The 21,384-nt window shown below is 66.8% G+C and carries 19 protein-coding genes; 10 read left to right on the top strand and 9 right to left on the bottom strand.

The window, feature by feature from the left end; translation table 11 throughout:
• Nucleotides 1-150 precede the first annotated feature (150 nt).
• Together aroQ and ACVWY1_RS12570 are read left to right on the top strand one after the other, a co-directional pair.
• A complete protein-coding gene (gene aroQ, locus ACVWY1_RS12575; RefSeq protein ID WP_277503539.1) occupies nucleotides 151-600 on the top strand; it encodes a type II 3-dehydroquinate dehydratase in 450 nt (149 codons plus the stop codon).
• Entirely contained in the window at nucleotides 597-1,442 is an 846-nt protein-coding gene (locus ACVWY1_RS12570; protein ID WP_457378349.1) for a shikimate dehydrogenase, read from the top strand. Before aroQ ends, ACVWY1_RS12570 begins: the two co-directional genes overlap by 4 nt.
• 71 nt (nucleotides 1,443-1,513) lie before the next feature.
• Here ACVWY1_RS12570 and ACVWY1_RS12565 read toward each other — a convergent pair whose 3' ends face one another.
• Nucleotides 1,514-2,176: a TetR/AcrR family transcriptional regulator gene (locus ACVWY1_RS12565; RefSeq protein ID WP_102683763.1), complete on the bottom strand. Its 663-nt coding sequence runs from the start codon at nucleotides 2,174-2,176 to the stop codon at nucleotides 1,514-1,516.
• 126 nt (nucleotides 2,177-2,302) lie between these two features.
• A complete protein-coding gene (gene quiC / locus ACVWY1_RS12560) occupies nucleotides 2,303-4,210 on the bottom strand; it encodes a 3-dehydroshikimate dehydratase QuiC (RefSeq protein ID WP_214501846.1) in 1,908 nt (635 codons plus the stop codon).
• A gap of 393 nt (nucleotides 4,211-4,603) precedes the next feature.
• Here quiC and ACVWY1_RS12555 point away from each other — a divergent pair, with 393 nt between their 5' ends.
• Entirely contained in the window at nucleotides 4,604-5,977 is a 1,374-nt protein-coding gene (locus tag ACVWY1_RS12555) for an MFS transporter (RefSeq protein ID WP_457378348.1), read from the top strand.
• Nucleotides 5,978-6,076: 99 nt separating this feature from the next.
• Here the strand turns inward: ACVWY1_RS12555 and ACVWY1_RS12550 are convergent, their stop codons facing one another.
• Complete coding sequence (locus ACVWY1_RS12550; protein WP_457378347.1) at nucleotides 6,077-7,420, bottom strand: OprD family porin; 1,344 nt, start codon at nucleotides 7,418-7,420, stop codon at nucleotides 6,077-6,079.
• Nucleotides 7,421-7,698: 278 nt separating this feature from the next.
• On the opposite strand from ACVWY1_RS12550, the gene ACVWY1_RS12545 reads away from it, so the two are divergent.
• The gene (locus ACVWY1_RS12545; protein ID WP_102683767.1) at nucleotides 7,699-8,022 is read left to right on the top strand and encodes a DUF2790 domain-containing protein; all 324 of its coding nucleotides are present in this window, start codon (nucleotides 7,699-7,701) and stop codon (nucleotides 8,020-8,022) included.
• A gap of 1 nt (nucleotide 8,023) precedes the next feature.
• Here ACVWY1_RS12545 and ACVWY1_RS12540 read toward each other — a convergent pair whose 3' ends face one another.
• Together ACVWY1_RS12540 and ACVWY1_RS12535 are read right to left on the bottom strand one after the other, a co-directional pair.
• Nucleotides 8,024-9,178, bottom strand: a complete 1,155-nt coding sequence (locus ACVWY1_RS12540; RefSeq protein ID WP_457378346.1) for a diguanylate cyclase domain-containing protein — start codon at nucleotides 9,176-9,178, stop codon at nucleotides 8,024-8,026.
• 144 nt (nucleotides 9,179-9,322) lie between these two features.
• Nucleotides 9,323-10,207, bottom strand: a complete 885-nt coding sequence (locus tag ACVWY1_RS12535; RefSeq protein ID WP_102683769.1) for a LysR substrate-binding domain-containing protein — start codon at nucleotides 10,205-10,207, stop codon at nucleotides 9,323-9,325.
• Between the two features lie 104 nt (nucleotides 10,208-10,311).
• On the opposite strand from ACVWY1_RS12535, the gene ACVWY1_RS12530 reads away from it, so the two are divergent.
• The 6 genes from ACVWY1_RS12530 (at nucleotide 10,312) to ACVWY1_RS12505 (ending at nucleotide 16,615) form a co-directional block, all read left to right on the top strand.
• Entirely contained in the window at nucleotides 10,312-11,277 is a 966-nt protein-coding gene (locus ACVWY1_RS12530; protein ID WP_110701603.1) for a DMT family transporter, read from the top strand.
• Between the two features lie 114 nt (nucleotides 11,278-11,391).
• A complete protein-coding gene (yghU, locus tag ACVWY1_RS12525) occupies nucleotides 11,392-12,231 on the top strand; it encodes a glutathione-dependent disulfide-bond oxidoreductase (RefSeq protein WP_258598232.1) in 840 nt (279 codons plus the stop codon).
• Nucleotides 12,232-12,433: 202 nt separating this feature from the next.
• Nucleotides 12,434-14,137 carry an amidase gene (locus ACVWY1_RS12520; RefSeq protein ID WP_457378345.1) on the top strand — a complete coding sequence of 568 codons (1,704 nt, stop codon included), beginning with the start codon at nucleotides 12,434-12,436 and terminating at the stop codon, nucleotides 14,135-14,137.
• 140 nt (nucleotides 14,138-14,277) lie between these two features.
• A complete protein-coding gene (locus tag ACVWY1_RS12515; protein ID WP_367856344.1) occupies nucleotides 14,278-14,973 on the top strand; it encodes a helix-turn-helix transcriptional regulator in 696 nt (231 codons plus the stop codon).
• Nucleotides 14,974-14,988: 15 nt separating this feature from the next.
• Nucleotides 14,989-15,903 (top strand): pyridoxal-phosphate dependent enzyme, encoded by a 915-nt coding sequence (locus ACVWY1_RS12510; protein WP_457378344.1) that lies wholly within the window; start codon nucleotides 14,989-14,991, stop codon nucleotides 15,901-15,903.
• A gap of 100 nt (nucleotides 15,904-16,003) precedes the next feature.
• Entirely contained in the window at nucleotides 16,004-16,615 is a 612-nt protein-coding gene (locus ACVWY1_RS12505; protein ID WP_102683773.1) for a TetR family transcriptional regulator C-terminal domain-containing protein, read from the top strand.
• A 22-nt stretch (nucleotides 16,616-16,637) separates the two neighbouring features.
• On the opposite strand, the gene ACVWY1_RS12500 is transcribed toward ACVWY1_RS12505, so the two are convergent.
• The 4 genes from ACVWY1_RS12500 to ACVWY1_RS12485 all read right to left on the bottom strand — a co-directional run bounded on the left by ACVWY1_RS12500 (nucleotide 16,638) and on the right by ACVWY1_RS12485 (nucleotide 21,373).
• A complete protein-coding gene (locus ACVWY1_RS12500) occupies nucleotides 16,638-18,056 on the bottom strand; it encodes a DOPA decarboxylase (RefSeq protein ID WP_457378343.1) in 1,419 nt (472 codons plus the stop codon).
• Nucleotides 18,057-18,134: 78 nt separating this feature from the next.
• Nucleotides 18,135-19,079: a LysR family transcriptional regulator gene (locus ACVWY1_RS12495; protein WP_457378342.1), complete on the bottom strand. Its 945-nt coding sequence runs from the start codon at nucleotides 19,077-19,079 to the stop codon at nucleotides 18,135-18,137.
• A gap of 86 nt (nucleotides 19,080-19,165) precedes the next feature.
• Nucleotides 19,166-19,876 (bottom strand): YebC/PmpR family DNA-binding transcriptional regulator, encoded by a 711-nt coding sequence (locus ACVWY1_RS12490; protein WP_023631852.1) that lies wholly within the window; start codon nucleotides 19,874-19,876, stop codon nucleotides 19,166-19,168.
• A gap of 105 nt (nucleotides 19,877-19,981) precedes the next feature.
• Nucleotides 19,982-21,373: an FAD-dependent oxidoreductase gene (locus tag ACVWY1_RS12485; protein ID WP_258598240.1), complete on the bottom strand. Its 1,392-nt coding sequence runs from the start codon at nucleotides 21,371-21,373 to the stop codon at nucleotides 19,982-19,984.
• Between the last annotated feature and the right edge of the window lie 11 nt (nucleotides 21,374-21,384).

Below are 21,384 nucleotides of genomic sequence, written 5' to 3'. Positions count from 1 at the left end.
GCGCTCGGTCTAATGGGCGCTGCAAAAATGCGCGAAATAATCGACATGGACGGTCCGATAATCGCCCGTTTTCAATCCTCCGGGATTTGACGAAACTAACCAGATAGTACAAATATCGAGCTATTCAAAAACAACAAAGCGATACCCGCCATGACACCCCGAATCCTCGTGCTCAACGGCCCCAACCTCAACCTGCTGGGTACCCGCGAACCTACCCAGTATGGCCATGAAACCCTTGCCGACCTGGCCAGCCTGTGCGCCGGCAGTGCCCGCGAACTGGGCCTGGAACTGGAGTTCCGCCAGACCAACCACGAAGGCGAGCTGCTCGACTGGATTCACGCCGCCCGTGGCCGCTGCCACGGCATCGTGATCAACCCCGCCGCCTGGACCCACACCTCGGTGGCCATCCGCGATGCCCTGGTGGCCAGTGAACTGCCGGTGATCGAAGTGCACCTGTCCAACGTGCACAAGCGCGAGCCGTTCCGTCACCTGTCGTTCGTCTCCAGCATCGCCGTGGGAGTCATCTGCGGCCTTGGCAGCCAGGGCTACCGCATGGCCTTGGGCTATTTCAGCGAGCACCTGTGCGAGCACGCGGCATGAGCACCCAAGGCATCCTCGCCGGCCTCATCGGCCGTGGCATCCAGGCCTCGCGCACACCGGCGCTGCACGAGCGCGAAGGCGACGCCCAGGCGCTGCGCTACCTGTACCGGCTGATCGACGCCGACCAGCTGGGCCTTGACGACAGCGCCCTGCCCGCGTTGCTCGACGCGGCCCAACGCACCGGGTTCAGCGGGCTCAACATCACCTTCCCGTTCAAGCAGGCGATCCTGCCGTTGCTCGACGAACTGTCGGACGAGGCCCGCGGCATCGGCGCGGTGAACACCGTGGTGCTGCGCGATGGCAGGCGGGTCGGCCACAACACAGACTGCCTGGGCTTCGCCGAAGGTCTGCGCCGGGGCCTGCCCGGGGTGGCCAGACGCCGCGTGGTGCAGCTGGGCGCGGGTGGCGCGGGCGCGGCGGTGGCTCACGCACTGTTGGCCGAAGGCGTCGAGCAACTGCACGTGTTCGAGGTGGATCCGGCCCGCGCCCAGGCGCTGGTGGACAATCTCACACAGCGCTTCGGCGCGGGCCGCGCCATGCTCGGCAACGATCTGGCCGAGACCCTGGCCGGCGCCGATGGCCTGGTCAACACCACGCCCGTGGGCATGGCCAAGCTGCCGGGCACCCCCTTGCCGCCAGCGTTGCTGCACGCACGGCTTTGGGTGGCGGAGATCATCTATTTTCCGCTGGAGACCGAGCTGTTGCGCCAGGCCCGGGCCCTGGGCTGTCGCACCCTCGATGGCGGCACCATGGCAGTGTTCCAGGCGGTCAAGGCGTTCGAGCTGTTCAGTGGACGCCCGGCGGATGCCACGCGGATGCAGGCGCATTTCGCCAGTTTCTAGTCGCCAGGCAGCTCATCGCGGGGCAAGCCCGCTCCCATGGAAGAGGGAGCGGGTTTGCCCCGCGCTTGCATTCAGGCCTTGATGTAACGCATCACCGCCTCGCAGATTACCTGCTTGTGACGCTGCTTGACCTGCTCGTCGGACAGGTCGATCTGGAAGATGTCGCCAAAGGTATGGCGGTTGGACACCCGGTAGAAGCAGAACGAGCTCATCAGCATATGCAGGTCGATCACTTCGATGCCGGGGCGGAACACGCCCTGGGCAACGCCACGGGCGAGAATCTTGCCCAGCGCGTCGAGCACCATGCTGCTCATTTCGCGGATCACCGGCGACTGCTTGACGTACTCGCCGTAGTGGATGTTCTCGGTGCAGACAATGCGCACGAAATCGACGTTGTTGGCGTGGTGGTCGAAGGTGAACTCCACCAGGCGCTGGATCGCCTGCTCAGGCGCCAGCGAGTCAAGGTCCAGGCTGTGCTCGGTCTTGCGGATGTCGCCGTAGAGCTTGACCAGGCACTCGACGTACAACTGCTCCTTGCTACCGAAGTAGTAGTAGATCATGCGCTTGGAGGTGGCGGTGCGCTCGGCGATGGCATCGACCCGGGCACCCGCCAGGCCCTGCTGGACGAACTCGGTGATGGCGGCCTGGAGAATGTTCTCGCGGGTCTTTTCCGGATTGTTCTTGCGCGTCTTGCGCAGGCCTTCGACTTCAGGCTTGACGACCGAATCACTCATACCGACTCACAGGCTCGTTGTAGTAATCCGGGCGATTATCCGTGAGCCGGGCGATGCTGGGAAGCGCGGTGTTGGTCGGGTGGTCAGGTTTGGCCTAGAGGCGCCGTCGCCGGCCAAGGGCCTCGCTCACAACACCACCTTGCGCCCTGCCCCGCTGCGCGCCTTGGCCATCGCTGCCAGGCGCACCGCCACGTTGGCCGCGCCATAGCCGGCATAGCCGCCCTTGCGCTGCAGGACCTCGAAGAAGAACCGCCCTTCGAACGGCTCGGTGTACACGTGGAACAGCTCGCCGCCCTGGGCATCGCGGTCGTACAGCACGTTGTAATACGCCAGCTCGCTGAGGAACTCGTCATCGAAGTCGAAGCGCGCCGCCAGGTCGTCGTAGTAGTTCAGCGGGATTTCCAGCAACGGCACGCCGGCTTCCTTGGCCCTGGCCACCTCGCGGAAAATGTCGTCACAGTCAAAGGCGACGTGGTGCACGCCCGAGCCGCGATAACTGTCCAGGGCATGGGCGATGGCGGTGTTGCGGTTTTCCGAGATGTTCAGTGGCAGCCGCAGGGTGCCGCAGTGGCTGCGCAGGGCACGGCTCTTGACCAGGCCATAGGGGTCGGGCAACACCACCTCGTCGTCGGCGGTGAAGTCGAACAGGCTCTTATAGAACAGCACCCAGCTGTCCAGCGCTTCGGCCGGCAACGCCAGGGCCATGTGGTCGATTCGCTTGAGGCCACCACTGGCGCGGGCTGTCGGGTCCAGGCGGAAATCGGTGTCGTAGAGGGTCTGGCCGTTGCCGTCGGGCTGCACCAGGTACAACAGGCTGCCGTCCGGTGCGCGCACCGCCGGGATCTCGCGCTCGTTGGGGCCGACCAGGCCGCGGAACGGCTGGCCACGGTAGGCCATGGCGCGCTGCAGGGCGTCCTGGCCAGCGTTGACCCGCAAGGCCGTGGCGCACAGTGACGGGCCATGAGCTTCGAAGAAGTTGTGGGCGAACGAATAAGGTTCACCATTGAGGACGATGTTGATATCGCCCTGGCGCAGCAGACGCACGGCCTTGCTGCGGTGCTCGCCGGCCTCGGCGAAGCCCAGGCGCTTGAGCCAGGCGCCCAGGCGTGCGCCGACCGCCTCGTCGACGGCGAACTCGAGGAACTCCACGCCGTCGTAGCGGCTGGCGGCCGGCGGCGCGAACAGCACGCCCGGCTCGACCGCCCGCGCCTCGCGCTCGAGCTGGCGGCGGGTCTTCTCCTCCAGGTACAGCAGCGAGCGCAGGCCATCGGCGGCGTTCTGCCGGGGTGGTGCCGCGCGGAAACCGTCATTGAAGATCTCCAGCGACAACGGGCCGCGATAGCCGCTGGCCAGGATCGGCGCCAGGAAGCCCGCCAGGTCCATTTCCCCCTGGCCGGGGAAGCAGCGGAAGTGCCGGCTCCACTCCAACACATCCATGGCCAGGATCGGCGCATCGGCCATCTGCACGAAGAAGATCTTCTCGCCAGGGATATCGCGGATGCCGCTGGGGTCGCCCCTGAGCGACAGCGTATGGAAGCTGTCGAGGATCACCCCCAGTGCCGGGTGGTCGGCCTGGCGCACCAGGTTCCACACCTGTTGCCAGGTATTCACGTGGCGCCCCCAGGCCAGGGCCTCGTAGCCGATGCGCAGGCCCCGCGCGCCGGCATGTTCGGCGAGCAGGCGCAGGTCGTCCACCAGCAACTGTTCGTCGCCCAGGGCGTCGGGCTGGACATTACTGCACACCAGCACCAGGTCGGTGCCTAGCTCCTGCATCAGATCGAACTTGCGCTCGGCGCGGTCGAGATTCTTGCGCAGGCGGTCGCGGCGGCAGCCCTCGAAATCGCGGAACGGCTGGAACAGGGTAATGGCCAGCCCCAGGTCCGCGCACAACTGGCGCACTTCGCGGGGGCTGCCGGCGTAGTACAGCAGATCGTTCTCGAAGATCTCGACGCCGTCGAAACCGGCGGCGGCGATGGCTTCGAGCTTTTCCGGCAGGGTGCCGCTCAAGGAAACGGTGGCAATCGAACGGTGCATGGCGGGTATTCCTTGTTATTGAGTGAGGCCTGGCACGATCGATTATTCGCAGGTAAAGTCGCCCCGGCAACGAACTTTGTACGGAACAGTTAGTTTTTGTTCGATTACCGAACAAAACCCGTTCCAGCGAATTGCCTCACCCACCCCCGTGAACAACCATGAACACCAGTCGCAGGCCCGCCGCCCCTTCCCGCCGCCACGCCGGTCGTTCGGCGGAACCTGCGCTGCAATACCCAACGTCACCACATAATAAGTTCAAGAAAACGGGTACCGACCTATGCACACCTTGCTCGCCCTGCGATCCGCGCCGCCTCGTTCGTCTTCTCCACACAGCCCCTGCCCGCGCCTCAAGCGCTGACCAATCCGGCCCCTGACAAGAACAACGGAGACAACATGGCCCGCTCAAGTTCCCAAGCCAAGAAAGCCACCGCCAGCGGATGGATCGGCTCTGCCCTCGAGTACTACGACTTCTTCATCTACGCCCAGGCCGCGGCGCTGATCTTCCCGCAGATCTTCTTCCCGTCCGCCGACCCGAAGATGGCCATCATCGCCTCGCTGGCCACCTACGGCGTGGGTTACCTGGCGCGCCCGGTGGGCGCCTTCGTGCTTGGCCACTGGGGCGATACCCGCGGGCGCAAGAACGTGCTGCTGCTGTGCATGTTCCTCATGGGTCTTTCGACCATGGCCGTAGGCCTGCTGCCGACCTACCACGATGTCGGCCTGCTCGCCCCGGCACTGCTGGTCCTGCTGCGCCTGGTCCAGGGCTTCGCCGTGGCCGGCGAGATCTCCGGCGCCAGCTCGATGATCATGGAGCACGCGCCGTTCGGCCGGCGTGGTTACTACGCCAGCTACACCCTGCAAGGGGTGCAGGCCGGCCAGGTGATGGCCGCCGCGGTGTTCCTGCCGCTGGCCTACTTCATGCCCAGCGAGGCCTTCAACGACTGGGGCTGGCGCATTCCGTTCCTGATGAGCGCGCTGGTGCTGGTGGCTGGCTTCATCATCCGCAAGGAGGTTCACGAGACTCCGGCCTTCGTTAGGGAAGAGAAACAGGACAAGGTGGCCAAGTCGCCGATCAGCGAGGCCTTCCGCCACAGCTGGAAGCACATGGTGCTGGTGATGTTCATGGCGCTGATGAACGTGATCCCGGTGGTCGCCACCATCTTCGGCGCGGCCTACGCGGTGCAGCCGGCCTACGGCATCGGCTTTGACAAGAGCGTGTACCTGTGGATCCCGGTGGTGGGTAACATCGTCGCGGTGCTGGTGATCCCCTTCGTCGGCAACCTCAGCGACAGGATCGGCCGGCGCCCGACCATGATCGCCGGTTGCCTGGGCTCGGGCCTGCTGGCGTTCGTCTACCTGTATGCGATCAGCATCCAGAACGTGCCGCTGGCCTTCGCCGCCTCGATCATCATGTGGGGCATGGTCTACCAGGGCTACAACGCGGTGTTCCCAAGCTTCTACCCAGAGCTGTTCCACACCCGCTACCGGGTCTCGGCCATGGCCATCGCGCAGAACCTCGGCACCATGATCACTGCCATGCTGCCGGCGTTGTTCGCCGCAGTCGCGCCGCCGGGCTCGGACAATATCCCGCTGGTGGTCGGCGGGCTGGCGTTCCTCATTACCTGCGTGTGCGCGCTGGCCGCCTACCTGGCACCGGAAACCCACCGGCTGGCTATGGAAGACCTGGGCAACCCGCAGGCACGACCCATGGCGCGGGAAGCCTATGAAGCGAGCCGCAAGGGCAACCTGAAAGCGTTCGGCCACTGACATCGGCGGTGCCGAAAGAAAGACGCCTCGTCAGAGGCGTCAAGACATTCCCCCGCAACCAAAGGAGCACAGGGGCTTCTCAAGGTGAATCCGGGTGGTTCAGAGAATCGACAACGGGTACTCGACGATCACCCGTACCTCGTCCAGGTCCGACTCGAAGGCTGTCGCCCGGGTGGTGGCCTGGCGCACGCGCAGTGCCAGGTCCTTGGCCGCGCCGGTCTGCACCACGTACTTGACCTCGATGTCGCGCTCCCAGCGCTTCTGGTCGGTGAGCGGGTCGCCGTTGCCGTCGCGGCGCATGTAGTAGGCGTTGGCATGGCTGTAGTCGGCGTCCCTGCCACGGCCATAGCGGGTCATGAACGACAGCCCCGGCACACCGTAGGCGGCCATGTTCAAGTCGTAGCGCAGCATCCATGAGCGCTCTTTCGGCGAGTTGAAGTCGCTGTACTGGATGGAGTTGTCGAGGAAGATCGAATCGGACTGGCGCAGGTAGTCGAAGTCGTCGTCGCCGTTGTTGCGCTGGTGGGTCAGGGCCAGGGTATGGGCGCCGTAGCGCACGCCGAGCTTGGCGCTCCAGATGTCGTTGTCGAACTGGCCCAGGCGCTGACGCCCTTCGTCCCTGGCGTTGTAGAAATTGAACCCGCCGATCAGCGCCAGCTCATCCGACAACGGCCAGGTCACGCTGGTGCCGGCGTAGTACTGGTTCCACACATCCTTCAAGCGACTGCCGAACAGGCTGACGCTGACGTTTTCGTTGATCGCGTAGTCGCCACCGCCGTAGGCGATCCACGGCGAATCCACCGGGCCGCCGTAGAACGTCACGAAGTTGTCGCGCAAGTCGCTGGACACCGGCTGGCTCATGGCGTGCAGGCGCCCGGCCTGCAGCGTCAGGCCTTGCACACTGGTGTTCTCCAGGGTCACGCCGCGAAAACTTTCCGGCAACAGCCGCGAGTCGCCGGCCGCCACCACCGGGTTGACCGGGAACACATCGCCCACCCGCAGCACGGTGTCGAACAGGCGCACCTTGGCCGCGCCGCCGAGCTTGGTGTATTCGTCGCGAGCCTGGCCATCGCGGTCCACCGGCAGCACGTCGAACGAGCTGCGCCCACCGTTGCGCCCGCCACCGGTGTCGAGCTTGAGCCCGAGCATGGCGAAGGCGTCCACCCCGACGCCCACCGTGCCTTGGGTGAAGCCGGACTCGAAGCGGGTGATCACGGCATGGGCCCAGGCTTCGGAGTAGCCGTTGCCGCTGTCCTTGCCGCTGTTGTAGGTGGGGGCCGGGCCATCGCGATGGTCGCGATTGAAATAGTAATTGCGGTTGAGCACGCTCAGGCGGCTGCCCTCGATGAACCCTTCCTTCTGCTCTTCTGCGGCCCAGGCCGCCGGGCCGAAGCCGGCCAGCGCCACCAGGGCGGCCAGGGAAAGTGTCGGATTGCTCTTCATCCACTGCTCCTTCGATTGCGGCTGTTCTTGTTGTCAGGCCCTGGCGCTGGAGCCTCCCTGGTCTGGCCAGATGCGCACGCACCCAGCCCCATTGGCCGAGCCTGATGCTCGCTGCTGGCGGATAACGGGAAGGTGATGCGGGCATTACAATCGTGTCATGCGCAGCCGGGGAAGCTGCGTGCGCGCCCAGCTTTCAGATCTGTAACCCGGCCGTCATGCCCCTGTTGGCCGGGCATCGCTAGCGTGGTCTGCGAAACGAACTTTTCGGAGGCACGACCATGCTACGACCGACCCTCACCGCCGCCCTGCTGGTGCTTTCCCTCTCGACCCAGGCCAGCGGCTTTTCCAGGCTGGACAGCGAACAGCTGCTGGCGGACCACCAGCAGGCCGTGGCGGCCTATGCGGCCAAGCGGGCGAAGCCCATGCCGGAGATCGTCGACTACCGCTATGGCATGAAGCTCGACGTTGCCCGCCTCGTGCGCCAATCGGGCGACCCGCGCACCTGCGAGGTGGTGCCACGGCTGATGACCTTCGAAGACAGCCAGGGCACCTTGCGCACCGTGCGCTACGCGGTGCAGTCGCAGTGCATCAACAACAAGTAGTTCAGCCGCGCAGCCCGTCCACCAGTTGCAGGCTGTTGCGCCCGCTGCGCTTGGAGGCGTACAGCAGCACGTCGCCTTGCTCGATCAACGCCGCCAGGCTGGCCGGCGGGCGGTCGAACAGATTGGCGCCGATGCTCAGGGTCACCGCCTCGGGGGTGCGGAACGCCTGTTCGGCGGTGCCCTGGAACTGCTGACGCAGGGCCTCGGCCAGGCGCTGGATGGCTTCGCGCGAAGCCCCGGCCAGGAGGATCACGAACTCGTCGCCGCCCAGCCGTGCGGCGATCGCCCGCTCCGGCAGCATGGCCCGGATCATCTCGCTCAAGGCCACCAGCAGGCGGTCGCCGGCGGCATGCCCATGCAGGTCGTTGACCAGCTTGAAGTGGTCGATGTCGATCAGCAGCAAGGCCCCGGGGTTTGCCGGGGAAACCTCGTTGAACAGGTTCGCCGCGCGCATTTCCAGGGCACGGCGGTTGTACAGCGCGGTCAGCGGATCGCGCGCGGCCAGGCGCTCGATGCGCTCCTCGCGGCGGTAGCGCACGGTGCCGGTCATCGACAGGGCAATCAGCATGATCGCCATGGCCCCTTCCACCAGCGACACCTGGATGATCTGCCCGCGAAACACGGTCAGGTCGATCAGTGTCCCCGGCAGCAGCGCTGGCAGCGTCTTGGCCAGGTAGAACAGCCCGTGCAGCAGCAGGATGCAGCGCAGCTGCACCGCGCCGACACTGAACGACTTGCCGTGCGGGCGCAACAATGCGCTGGCGTACAGGGTGAACGCGGCGACCAGCAGCGAGTTGGCCACCAGGAAGGTCTTCGACCAGGTGGGCCACTGCGGCAGCAGCAACAGGCTCAGCCAGGCCAGCGGGGCCAGGTAGCAGAGCCGTGACAGGCGGGTTTCGGTAAAGCGTGACACCCCCAGCAGGAATAGCCAGTGGGCAGCCACCAGCATGCCGTTGGCGAACCAGATACCGATGAACAGATATCCGCTGCCACGCAGCAAGGCGAGCGAGGAACCGACGCTGATGGTGGCGAAGCTGGCGCTCCAGCACAACAGCGAGGACTCGCGCACGCTGCGCCACTCCACGGCCAGATAAAGCGCGGCGGCGGCGGCCAGCGCGATGGTGAGGGTCAGCATGGTGGAAGCGTCGAACGCCATGGGTGGAAGTGGCCTGTATCTGGGTTACCGTTCAGAACGGTGATTGTATGCGTTCAAGGGCCATTGCACAGGCATAAATGATATCCAAATGATGGCGCTTGGACGGCCAACCAACTCATCCGAATACTCGACGACAGTCACCTGTCATTGCCCGGAGAGGAAACTCACCAGCTGTCGCCCGTGCGAGCTGAGCGCCTCCCAGCTACGGAAACAGATACGCAGTTCCAGGGTCGCCCAACGCTCCTCAAGCGCCACACGGCGCACCGCCAGCTCCTGCTCGGCGCGCAGCGCCGCCGTTTCCGGCAGCATGGCGATACCCGCGTGCTGGGCCACCAGTTGGGCGATGGCTTCGAAGCTGGGCGCGCGCACCCGCACCTTCAGCGGCATGGCCAGGTTCATCGCCAGCTCCTCGACAAAGCGCTGCATGGCACGCTCGGCGGGCAGGCAGACGAAGGGAAAGCCCAGCGCGTCCGCCAGGCGCAGCTGGCCGCGCCCGGCCAACGGGTGATCGAGCGGCACCAGCAGCACCAGGCGCTCGGTGCGAAACGGCAGCGACACCACGCCCTCGTTGACCAGGTTGCCGTCGTACACGCCGATCTCGCACTCCCCGGCCAGCACCACCCGCAGCACATCGATGCTCTTGTGCTCGACCAGTTGCAGGTCCACCTCCGGGTAGTCGGCCAGGAACGGCCCGAGCACGGCCGGCAACAGGGTGCTGTTGGTCACGGTGGACGCCGCCAGGTGCAGGGTGATGCGCCGCTGGCCGGCGAGTTCGCGCAGCGTGTCCTGCAGTTTCTGCGCCTCGCCCAGCACGCCCCGCGCCGACTCCAGCACCAGGCGCCCGGCCGGGGTCAGTTGCATGCCGTCGGCCTTGCGTAGGAACAGGGTCAACCCGCTGCGCGCCTCGAACAGGCGCAGGCGGGTGCTGGCGGCCGATACCGCCACCGGGAAGGTGGCCGCCGCCTTGCTCAGGCTGCCGGTGGCGGCAATGGCGGCGAGCAGCCGCAGGTCGGCCAGGTCGAAGTGCATCAAGACTTCTCCAAATCAGAACGCCATGTTCGAGAAAAAGCGATTCTAGCGCGGTTGCGTTCTGCGCAGAATGAACCGCACTTCTTCTGTGCCACGGACCCGCCATGACCCGCCTGCCCGCCCCGCTCCAGCGCGCCCTTGCCAACGGCAGCCTGTACGCCGTACTCGCCGCCCTGGGCTTCAGTTTCAAGGCCATCTTCGTCAAGCTCGCCTATGCCGCAGGCCCGGTGGACGCCATCAGCCTGCTGGCACTGCGCATGGCCCTGTCGCTGCCGTTGTTCGCCTGGCTGGTGTGGGCCAGCCGTGGCCAGGGCGGCGCGCCGCTGAGCGCCGGCGACGGCCTGCGCGTGGCCTTGCTCGGCCTGTTCGGCTACTACCTGGCCAGCCTGTTCGACTTCTACGGCCTGCAATACATCAGTGCCGGGCTCGAGCGGTTGATCCTGTTCACCTACCCGACCCTGGTGCTGGTGATCCAGGCCATCGTCCAGCGCGAACGCCCGACCCTGCGCACCCTGGCGGCCATGGGCCTGTGCTACCTGGGGCTGGGCATCGCCTTTGTCCACGACATCGGCGCCTCGGGCGGCGGCAATGCGGTGCTGGTCGGCTCGCTGTGGGTGTTCGCCAGCGCGGTCACCTATGCCCTGTACTACTCGGGCACCGGCATGATGCTCAAACGCATGAATTCGATGCGCCTGGCCGGGTTGTGCGGCACCGCCTCCTCGCTGATGGTGCTGGCCCACTACCTGCTGGTGGCCGATGTCGCGCCGCTGCTGCAGCTGCCCGGCACGGTGTGGCTCAACGCAGCATTGATGGCGCTGTTCTCCACGGTGCTGCCGATCTACTGGGTGGCGCTGGCGATCCAGCGCCTCGGGCCCACGCACACGGCGGCGGTGGGCAACCTGGGGCCGGTGCTGACGATGCTGGCCTCATGGCTGATCCTCAGCGAGGCGATCTCCTTGTACCAGGTGGCCGGGCTGGTCCTGGTGCTGTTCGGGGTATCGCGGCTGAAACCGGCGAAAAAGCCAGAGGCGCCAACCGCACCGATTCCGGCCTCGGCGCGGTCCCTGTAGGCGCCATGCATCCGCTGCGGGCACGCATTGCATTTGCCCTGCACGGCGAACCCATGGCATAGAAAGGCTGTCCACGTCCTTACCCGGCCGCATCGCGCCCTCCAGGAGATCTCCATGAGCAAGCCCCCTTATGTCCCGCCCAAGGTCTGGACCTTCGAGGCCCCTTCCGGTGGCCAGTTCGCCAGTATCAACCGCCCGGTGGCCGGCGCCACCCACGACAAGCCGCTGCCCACCGGCAAGCATCCGCTGCAGCTCTACTCCCTGGCCACGCCCAACGGGGTCAAGGTCACCATCCTCTTGGAAGAACTGTTGGCCCTCGGCCACGGCGACGCCGAGTACGACGCGTGGCTGATCCGTATCGGCGAAGGCGACCAGTTCGGCAGCGGCTTCGTGCAGGTCAACCCCAACTCGAAGATCCCCGCCCTGCTCGACCGCAGCGTCGAACCGCCGGTGCGGGTGTTCGAGTCCGGCGCGATCCTGCTGTACCTGGCGGAAAAATTCGGCGCCTTCCTGCCCCAGGACCTGGTCGCACGCACCGAGACCCTCAACTGGCTGTTCTGGCAGATGGGCGCCGCACCTTATCTGGGCGGTGGTTTCGGCCACTTCTACGTCTACGCGCCAGAAAAGTTCGAATACGCGATCAACCGCTTCACCATGGAAGCCAAGCGCCAACTCGACGTGCTCGACCGGCGCCTGGCTGAAAACGCCTACCTGGGCGGCGACGTGTACAGCATCGCCGACATCGCCGTCTGGCCCTGGTATGGCCAACTGGTGCGCGGCAACCTGTACGGCGCGGCCGAGTTCCTCGCGGTGGACGAATACCCCAATGTGCAGCGCTGGGCAGAGGCCATCGCCCAGCGCCCGGCGGTGCAGCGTGGTACCCGCATCAACCGCACCTGGGGCGAGGAAGCCAGCCAGGTGGCGGAGCGCCACGCGGCCAGCGACCTGGAGTGACCCAGTCACCCCGCACATAGCGACGCCTACGCCTCATTCGTGTTGCCTATGCCTCGAGGGGCATAGGCAACTGCGCACACCGACCTGCCGTTCGATTGCCTGGCTGCAACCAACCATTTCCCCGCTGCATGCCTGCGCCCATCGGGACCTTCTTGCTACACTCGCCGCCATGATTTTCCACCTGCACAACTGTGGTGACAGCATGATCGAGGTAACCGAGGTTTCCATTGCCGAGCTGCGCGACGCGCTCAAGTCCGGCCGCACGACGGCCGTCGAGCTGGTCAAGGCGTACCTGGCCCGCATCGACGCCTACGACGGCGCCGACACCGCCACGCGGCTCAATGCCGTGGTGGTGCGCAACCCCGAGGCCCTGAAAGAGGCCGAAGCCTCCGATGCCCGCCGTGCCCGTGGCGAAACCCTCGGCCCGCTGGATGGCATCCCCTACACCGCCAAGGACAGCTACCTGGTCAAGGGCCTGACTGCCGCCTCCGGCAGCCCGGCATTCAAGGACCTGGTCGCCCAGCGCGACGCCTTCACCGTCGAGCGCCTGCGCGCCGGCGGCGCCATCTGCCTGGGCAAGACCAACATGCCGCCGATGGCCAATGGCGGCATGCAACGTGGCGTGTATGGCCGTGCCGAGAGCCCGTACAACGCCGCCTACCTGACCGCCCCCTTCGCCTCCGGCTCCTCCAACGGTGCCGGCACCGCCACCGCCGCCAGCTTCAGCGCCTTCGGCCTGGCCGAGGAAACCTGGTCCAGTGGCCGCGGCCCGGCCTCGAACAACGGCCTGTGCGCCTACACCCCGTCGCGCGGGGTGATCTCGGTGCGCGGCAACTGGCCGCTGACGCCGACCATGGACGTGGTCGTGCCTTATGCGCGGACCATGGCCGACCTGCTGGAGATCCTCGACGTGGTGGTGGCCGACGACGCCGACAAGCGCGGCGACCTGTGGCGCCTGCAACCCTGGGTGCCGATCCCGGCCGCCTCGAGCGTGCGCCCTGCCTCGTACCTGGACCTGGCCGTGGGCGCCGAGTCGCTCAAGGGCAAGCGCTTCGCGGTGCCACGCATGTACATCAATGCCGACGCCGAAGCCGGCACCTCGGAGAAGCCCGGCATCGGCGGCCCGACCGGCCAGCGCATCAATACCCGTGCCAGCGTGATCGAGCTGTGGCAGCAAGCCCGCCAGGCCCTGGAAGCGGCCGGTGCCGAAGTGGTCGAGACCGACTTCCCGCTGGTCTCCAATTGCGAGGGCGACCGCCCCGGCGCGCCGACCGTGTTCACCCGTGGGATCGTCAGCAAGGAGTTCCTGCATGACGAACTGTGGGAACTGTCCGGCTGGGCCTTCGACGACTTCCTGCGCGCCAACGACGATCCCAAGCTCAACCGCCTGGCCGATGTCGATGGCCCGCAGATCTTCCCCCACGACCCCGGCACCCTGCCCAACCGTGAAGACGACCTCGCCGCCGGCATGGACGAGTACGTCAACATGGCCAAGCGCGGCCTGAAGAGCTGGGACAAGATCGCCACCGTGCCCGATGGCCTGCGCGGCCTGGAAGCCACCCGCAAGCTCGACCTGGAAGACTGGATGGACGCCCAGGGCCTGGACGCGGTGCTGTTCCCCACCGTGGCCGATGTCGGCCCGGCGGATGCTGACGTCAACCCGGCCTCGGCGGACATCGCCTGGAGCAACGGCATCTGGGTGGCCAACGGCAACCTGGCGATCCGCCACCTCGGTGTGCCGACCGTGACCGTGCCGATGGGCGTGATGGCCGACATCGGCATGCCGGTGGGCCTGACCTTCGCGGGCAAGGCGTACAGCGACAACAATCTGTTGAAATTCGCCGCCGCCTTCGAGTCCACCGGCTCGCGCCGCATTGTCCCGCCGCGTACGCCGAAACTGGGCTGACGCACCTGATCGCGGGGTCATCCCGCTCCTGCCTTGAGTAGGAGCGAGATGGCCCCGCGGTTGCTTTTGAGCATTCGAAACTCTCGCCAAATTCAACTTTTTGTGTAATATTCAACACAATATTGAATCTGGTGCCGACCATGCTCACCCTCGCCCACGAACGCCAGCTCACCCTGAACGTGCTCAAGACCGCCCTGCAGGCGCTGGGCAGCGTCGTCCCGCGTAATGTGGAAATCCTTCTGCACGACCTCGAACACCCGGAACGCTCGGTGGTGGCGATCGTCAATGGCGAGCTCTCCGGCCGCCAGGTCGGCAGCCCGATACTCGCCGCTCCCGAACAGGATCAAGGGTTCAAGGCCTTGATGCAGGCCGCCGCCGACCAGCAAGGCTGCGACCCTGTGGTACTGCCCGACTACCCCACCACCCTCAAGGGGCGCAGCCTGCGCAGCGCCACGGCGATCTACCGTGACAGCACCGGACAGCCCTTCGCCAGCCTGTGCGTGAACACCGACGTCACCGGCCTGGACGCCGCCATGGCGTTCCTGCGGCACTTGCAGCCGCTGGGCGCCACACCGGCGACGGTGCCAGGCGACGAGCCAGCGGACATGACCGCGTTGATGGCCGGGATCATCCAGGACGCGCTGCAGCGCAGCGGCCAGGGACGGATGACGAAGCAGGCCAAGGTCGAAGCCGTGCGCGTGATGCAGGAGCGCGGCCTGTTCATCGTCAAGGGCGGCGTCGAGAAAGCCGCCGAGGCCCTCGGCGTGACCCGCTACACCGTCTACAACTACCTGGAACAGCTGCGCGGCGAGCCCGCCGCGGCTGCCCGCGACTGAGCCACGGAGCCCACCATGCCCTTGCATATCCCTACCCCACTGATCGAATCCCGTCCGCAGTCGCTGAGCGCCGGCCGCCCGGTGTGGCTCAAGCTCGAAGCCCTGCAACCCTGTGGCTCGTTCAAACTGCGCGGCGTCGGCCACGCCTGCGAGGTGCACCATGCTCGCGGCGCCCGTCACTTCGTCTCCTCATCCGGCGGCAATGCCGGGCTGGCGGTGGCCTACGCCGGCCGCAAGCTCGGCGTGCCGGTGACCGTGGTGGTGCCCGAGACCACCACCGAACGGGCCAAGGAACTGCTGCGCCTGGAAGACGCCAGCGTGGTGGTGCGCGGCAGCTCCTGGCAGGAAGCCAACGAGCACGCGCAGACCCTGCTGGGCGCGGGTGACGCCTTCATCCACCCGTTCGACGACCCGCTGCTGTGGACCGGCCACGCCAGCATGATCGATGAAGTGGCCCAGGCCGGCTGCAAGCCGGATGCGGTGGTGCTGTCGGTCGGCGGCGGCGGCCTGCTGCGCGGCGTGGTCGAAGGGTTGCAGCGCAATGGCTGGCAGGATGTGCCGGTGCTGGCCGTGGAAACCGAAGGCGCGGCGTCGATGCACGCGGCCATGGCTGCCGGGCACACCGTGGAACTGCCGGGGATCACCTCGGTAGCCACTTCACTGGGGGCCAAGCGGGTGGCCGAACAGGCGCTGGCCTGCACCCGCCAGCACCCGGTGGTCAGCCACCTGGTGAGTGATCGCGAGGCGCTCGACGCCTGCGAACGCCTGCTGCGCGATCACCGCCTGCTGGTGGAGCCGGCCTGCGGCGCGGCGCTGGCCTTGCTCGAACACCCCGACGCAGTGGCGGCCTTTGGCAATGTCCTGGTGATCGTCTGCGGTGGCGCCACCGCAACACTGGAGCAGATCCGCGCCTGGCGCGAAGCCTGCTGATCCGACACAGGCTCGCTTGAACACGAGCCTGGGCAGCTGTCGGCGAACACGTTACCGCTATATACTTTTGAACATATCGATTCAGAAGTACGTGTTTGCCATGCCCAGTATCCGTGATCGCAACCTGCAACTGATCCTCGCCGCCGCCAGCGAGGAATTCGCCCACCATGGTTTCGCCGCCGCCCGGGTCGACGCTATCGCCGCCCGCGCCGGGCTGCCCAGGGCCAACGTGTTCTACTACTTCCGCAACAAACGCCTGCTCTACACCGCAGTGCTCGACCTGGTGATGGAACCCTTGCTGCGCGCCTCGCGCAGCCTGGTGCCGGAGGCTCACCCCGAACAGGCCCTGCCCCGCTACTTCAAGGCCAAGGCCGAGGTGGCACGCCAACACCCCGGCGCGGTGCGCGTCTGGCTCAAGGAAATGCTGCATGGCGCCCGGCAACTGCCCGGTGAACGCGCCGAGCTGCTGCGCGGCAGTGCCAGGCAGACGCTGGCCTGCCTGGCGCAGTGGATGGAGCGCGGGCTGATCGTGCGGACCACGCCCGAGCACCTGCTGCTGTACCTGTGGTCTACGTCCCTGGCGACCTTCCGCTTTGGCATGGCCCCCGGCAGCTCAGGGCAGATCAAGCCATCCCGCGCCTCGACCCAGGCCCAGGCCGAGCTGCTCTTGCGTGGCCTGCGCCCCACGCCCTTTTTTGCCCATTCGCTATAGCGTAAAGATTATAGCGATAGCTTCAGGCTTGTTCAGCTACCACCCCCTGCAACCGCGCCCACAGCCGCTCGACATGCTCGCGCTCGGTGGGCAGCGCCCCCACCGAGACCCGCACCATCCAGCGCCCGTCCAGGGTCGCCGGGGTCACGTAGGCATCACCCGAGGCGTTGAGGCGCTCGGCCCAGGCGCGGGTGTGGGCATCGAGCGCCTCGCCCTCGAGACCTGTCGGGCAATGGCGGATGCACAAGGTCTGCAACTGCACCGGCGCCAATACCTCCCACGCGGGCGCCCCCTCCACCTGCGCGGCCAGCCACTGCGCGTTTTCCAGGTCACGCCGCAGGCGTTGCTGCAGGGCCTCGACACCTTCGCTGCGCAGCATGAACCACAGTTTCAAGGCGCGGAACCGACGCCCCAGGGGAATGCCCCAGTCGCGCAGGTTCTTCACCTCGCCATCGACCGCCGACTGCAGGTAGCTGGGGTTGGTGCTCATCACCCGGATCAGGTGCTGCGGGTCACGCACATAGTAGATCGAGCAATCGAAGGCCACGCCCAGCCACTTGTGGGCATTGACCACCACCGAGTCGGCCAGCTCGATACCGTCCCACATCCAGCGGCATTCCGGGAGGATCATCGCCGAACCGGCCATGGCCGAGTCCACGTGCAGCCACAGCTGGTTGGCCTGGGCGATCTCGCCGATCGGGCGCAGCGGGTCCAGCGCGGTGGTGGTGGTGGTGCCGGTGGTGGCAACCACGGCGCAAGGCTGGTTGCCGGCGGCGAGGTCCTGGGCGATGGCTTCGCGCAGCGCCTCCGGGCGCATGGCGTAGTGCGCGTCGGTAGGGATCAGGCGAATGTTTTCACGGCCGAATCCGGCCAGCAGCGCGGCCTTGTCCACCGAGCTGTGGGCATGGGCGCTGACGTAGACCACCAGGGGCTTGCCCTGGGCCTGCAGGCCGCCGCGCACCTGGGCATGGTCGGTGGCACGCTCGCGGGCGCAGATCAGCGCCACCAGGGTACTGGTCGAGGCGGTGTCCTGGATCACCCCGCTCCATTGCCCGCTCAGGCCCAGCAGCTGACGCAGCCAGTCGAGGGTGGTTTCCTCCAGTTCGCTGAGGGCCGGGCTGGACTGCCACGACAGGCCGAGCACGCCCAGGCCGGTGCTGAGGAAGTCGCCGAGCACCGACGACAGGGTGCCGTTGGAGGGGAAGTAGCCGTAGAAGTCCGGGTGCTGCCAGTGGGACAGGCCGGGCATCACCAGCTTGTCGACGTCGGCGAGGATGGCCTCGAACGGCTCGCCTTGCTGCGGCGCGCCTTGGGGCAGCGCGGCCTTGAGGTAGCCGGGTTCGACCTGGGCCATGACCGGGCGCTCGCCGACGGTCTGGCGGTAGTCGGCGATCAGGTCGATCAGTTGGTGGCCGTATTGGCGGAATTGTTCGGGGGTCATGGGCGGTCTCCTGGCTGACAATGCCTCGCAGTCTAGGCCTCCATCACCCGCCGAATAACCCCGCTTCACGCATAGCTGCTATGGCAAAGGCGCATGCCCACCCTGCACGCCGAACTGCGACTGGCGCCACACCTCGAACACCCGGTTACGCAGCCAGCGATGTTCGGCCGAGGCCTGCAGACGCTGATGCCATACCACCCAGTAACGCTGGGTGTGCTCGACAAAGCCCATCGGCCGCCAGCTCAGCCCATGCAACCGCGCCAGTTGCCGGGCGATATGCTCGGGCACCGTGGCCAGCGCCTGGCCGTTGCCGACCACCTGGACCATCGCGCTGAAGAACGGCACCTCCAGGCTGACGCGCCGTTGCAGCCCCTGGGCACGCAGATGGCGGTCGATGAAACTGTCCTTGTCGCCGCCACCGGACACCCGCACATGCTTGAAGGCCAGGTAGTCGTCCTGGCTCAGTTCGCCGCGGGCGCTCAGCGGATGGTCATGGCGCATCAGGCACACCGCCCGGTCCTCACCCAGCAGCCGGCCGTGCAGGTTGGGTGGCGACTCGTCGAACAGCGTGGTGGCCAGGTCGATCTCGCCGCTGGCGAGCAAGGCGTACTGCCCGGCCTGCCAGGTGCGGTACTCCAGCGACACCCCCGGCGCCTCCTGCTCCAATGCTTTCACCAGCTGCGGCAGCATATGTTCGGCCACGTAGTCCGAGGCCGCCAGGCAGAAGCGCCGTTCGCAGCGCGCCGGGTCGAACGCTGCGGGCTGGCGCAGGGCGTTGAGCTCGTCCAGTACCTGGCGCAATGGCTCGACCAGCGTTTCGGCGTGTTCGCTGAGCACATAGCCACGCCCCTGGCGCACCAGCAGCGGGTCGTCGAAAGCCTCGCGCAGGCTGGCCAGTTGGCGGCTCAGCGCCGATTGGCTGCAGCCCAGGCGCTCGGCGGCGTGGCTGAGGTTCTTCAGCTGCAGGAGGCAGTCGAGGGTGCGCAGGTGGGCGAGGCTGAGGGAGGCGAAGGTGGGGTGCATGGCACAGGTCCGGAAATGATCGCGGGGCAAGCCCGCTCCCAAAGACGCGCTGGGAGAGGGCTTGCCCCGCGAGGATAACGCGCGGATCAGTCAGTCAGGCCGACATAGACGTTCTGCACGTCTTCGTTCTCGTCGATAGCCTCGAGGAAGGCCTCGACCTCGGCCAGGGCTTCGGCGCTCAGGCTGGCCGCACTCACCGGGTTTTTCGGGGTGTAGCCGATCTTCGCCGAGGTGACGGTGAAGCCATGCTCGGGCAGGGCCTTCTGCACGGCATCCAGGTCAGTGGTGTCGGTGATGAACAGGGTCGAACCCTCTTCCTCGCCGTCCTCGAAGTCCTGGGCACCGGCTTCGATGGCTGCCATTTCCGGGTCGGCGTCGCCTTCCGGGGTCGCCTCGATCAGGCCGACGTGGTTGAAGTCCCAGGCCACCGAGCCGCTGGCACCCAGCTGGCCCTTGCGGAACAGGACGCGGATCTGCGCCACGGTGCGGTTGACGTTGTCGGTCAGGCACTCGACGATCAGCGGCACCTGGTGCGGCGCGAAGCCTTCATAGCTGACGGCATGGTACTGCACGGCCTCGCCGTCCAGACCGGCGCCTTTCTTGATCGCGCGTTCCAGGGTCTCACGGGTCATCGAGGCTTTCTTGGCCTGGACGATGGCCAGGCGCAGGCGCGGGTTCATGTCCGGGTCGGCGCCGGACTTGGCGGCGATCTGGATCTCCTTGGCCAGCTTGCCCATGATCTTGCCCTTGGCGTTGGCCGCCGTTTCTCTATGCTTGGCTTTCCACTGTGCGCCCATATCGACTCTCTTTGTTTCAGCGGCCGGTTCAGGAAGCGACCGGCCAAAAAGTGGGGAGAGTTTATACGCCCTGCGCACCGGGTTCGACAAGAAATCGCATCAGCTTCAGCCCTTGTCGGCCTTCCCCGCCGCCGCCGCGAACTTTGCCAGGCGCACATCCAGCCCGCGCGGACGCACGCCGCGGTCTTCGGCGCGCTCCTTGCGGCGAATGGCGTTGCGCACCATCAGCGACCCCAGGTAGCGCACCGGCTCCGGTGGGAAGCGCCCCAGCGGACCCTTGACCAACGGCGAGCGGGTCCAGGCGTTGTCCAGCCCCAAGGCCAGCGACGAGAGGATCTGCCCGCCCATGTGACACGGCCCCACCCCGCTGCCTGAATAGCCGAAGCCATAGAACACGTTGCCCTGCCCATCGAGCCGGCCAAAGAACGGCAGGCCGGTCACCGAGCGGTCCGACGGCCCGTTCCAGCTCGCCGCCAACGGCACCTCGGCCAGCGCCGGGAAGAACTCGGCCAGACTGTCACGCAGCAACGGCTGATACGGCGACGGCTGGTCGAACACCGGCAGCATGCGCCCGCCGTAGGCAAAGGTATTGCCGCCCTTGCCGAGCATCAGCCGACCGTCGGAGGTGTTGTGGTAGTAGTGCACGAAGATCCGCGAGTCGAGCACGCTGACGCCGCTGTCCAGGCCGATCTGACGCAGCAGCTCGGGGCACGGCTCGGTGATCACCATGTCGCTGGAGACGATCGCCACGCTGCGCTCGAACTGCGGGAAAGCCCGCGCCATCCAGGCATTGAGGCCCAACACCACGCGGTCGGCGCGGATGGTGCCGGCCCGGGTGCGCACCTGTGCCGGCGCGCCATGCTCCAGGCCGGTCATCGCCGTGCCCTCGTGAATACGCACGCCACGCTGCAAGGCTACCCGGCGCAAGCCGCGCACCAGACGCCCCGGCTGTACCGTGGCCGCGGCCGGCGAGTACCAGCCCTCCAGATGCCGCTGGGAGCCGGCCAGGCGCTGCACCTGTTCCAGCGCCAGGCGCTGGAACGAGTTGATGCCGTGGCGCTCCAGCGCGGCGATCACCGCATCGGTGCCGCCGAGCTGGGCCTGGTTGGTGGCGGTGTAGAGCGTGCCGTCCATGCGGAAGTCGCAGCGGATGCCATTGGCCGCGCAGAACTCGCCGATGGCGCCGATGCTGCGTTCGGACTCGCCCACCAGACGCACCGCCTCGGCCACCCCGAACAAGCGTTCGAGGGTGAAGTACTTGGCCGACCAGGACAGCGCGCAGCCACCGTTACGCCCGCTGGCCCCGGCGCCGCAGATGTCGGCCTCGATCAGCAGCACCTCCAGCTGCGGCGCCTGTTCCTTGATCATCAAGGCAGTCCACAACCCGGTGTAGCCACCGCCGACGATGCACACGTCGCAGCGCGCATCGCCGGCGAGCGGCGGGCACAGGGCCTCGTCTTCCTGGTCCAGGGCCTGTTGCAGCCAGAAGGGTCTCATCTGCTCGCTTT

The sequence above is a fragment of the Pseudomonas sp. TE6288 genome (genome assembly GCF_054062095.1).
The sequence above is the reverse complement of the archived record's forward strand: the minus strand, read 5'-3'. Positions and strand labels throughout refer to the sequence as shown.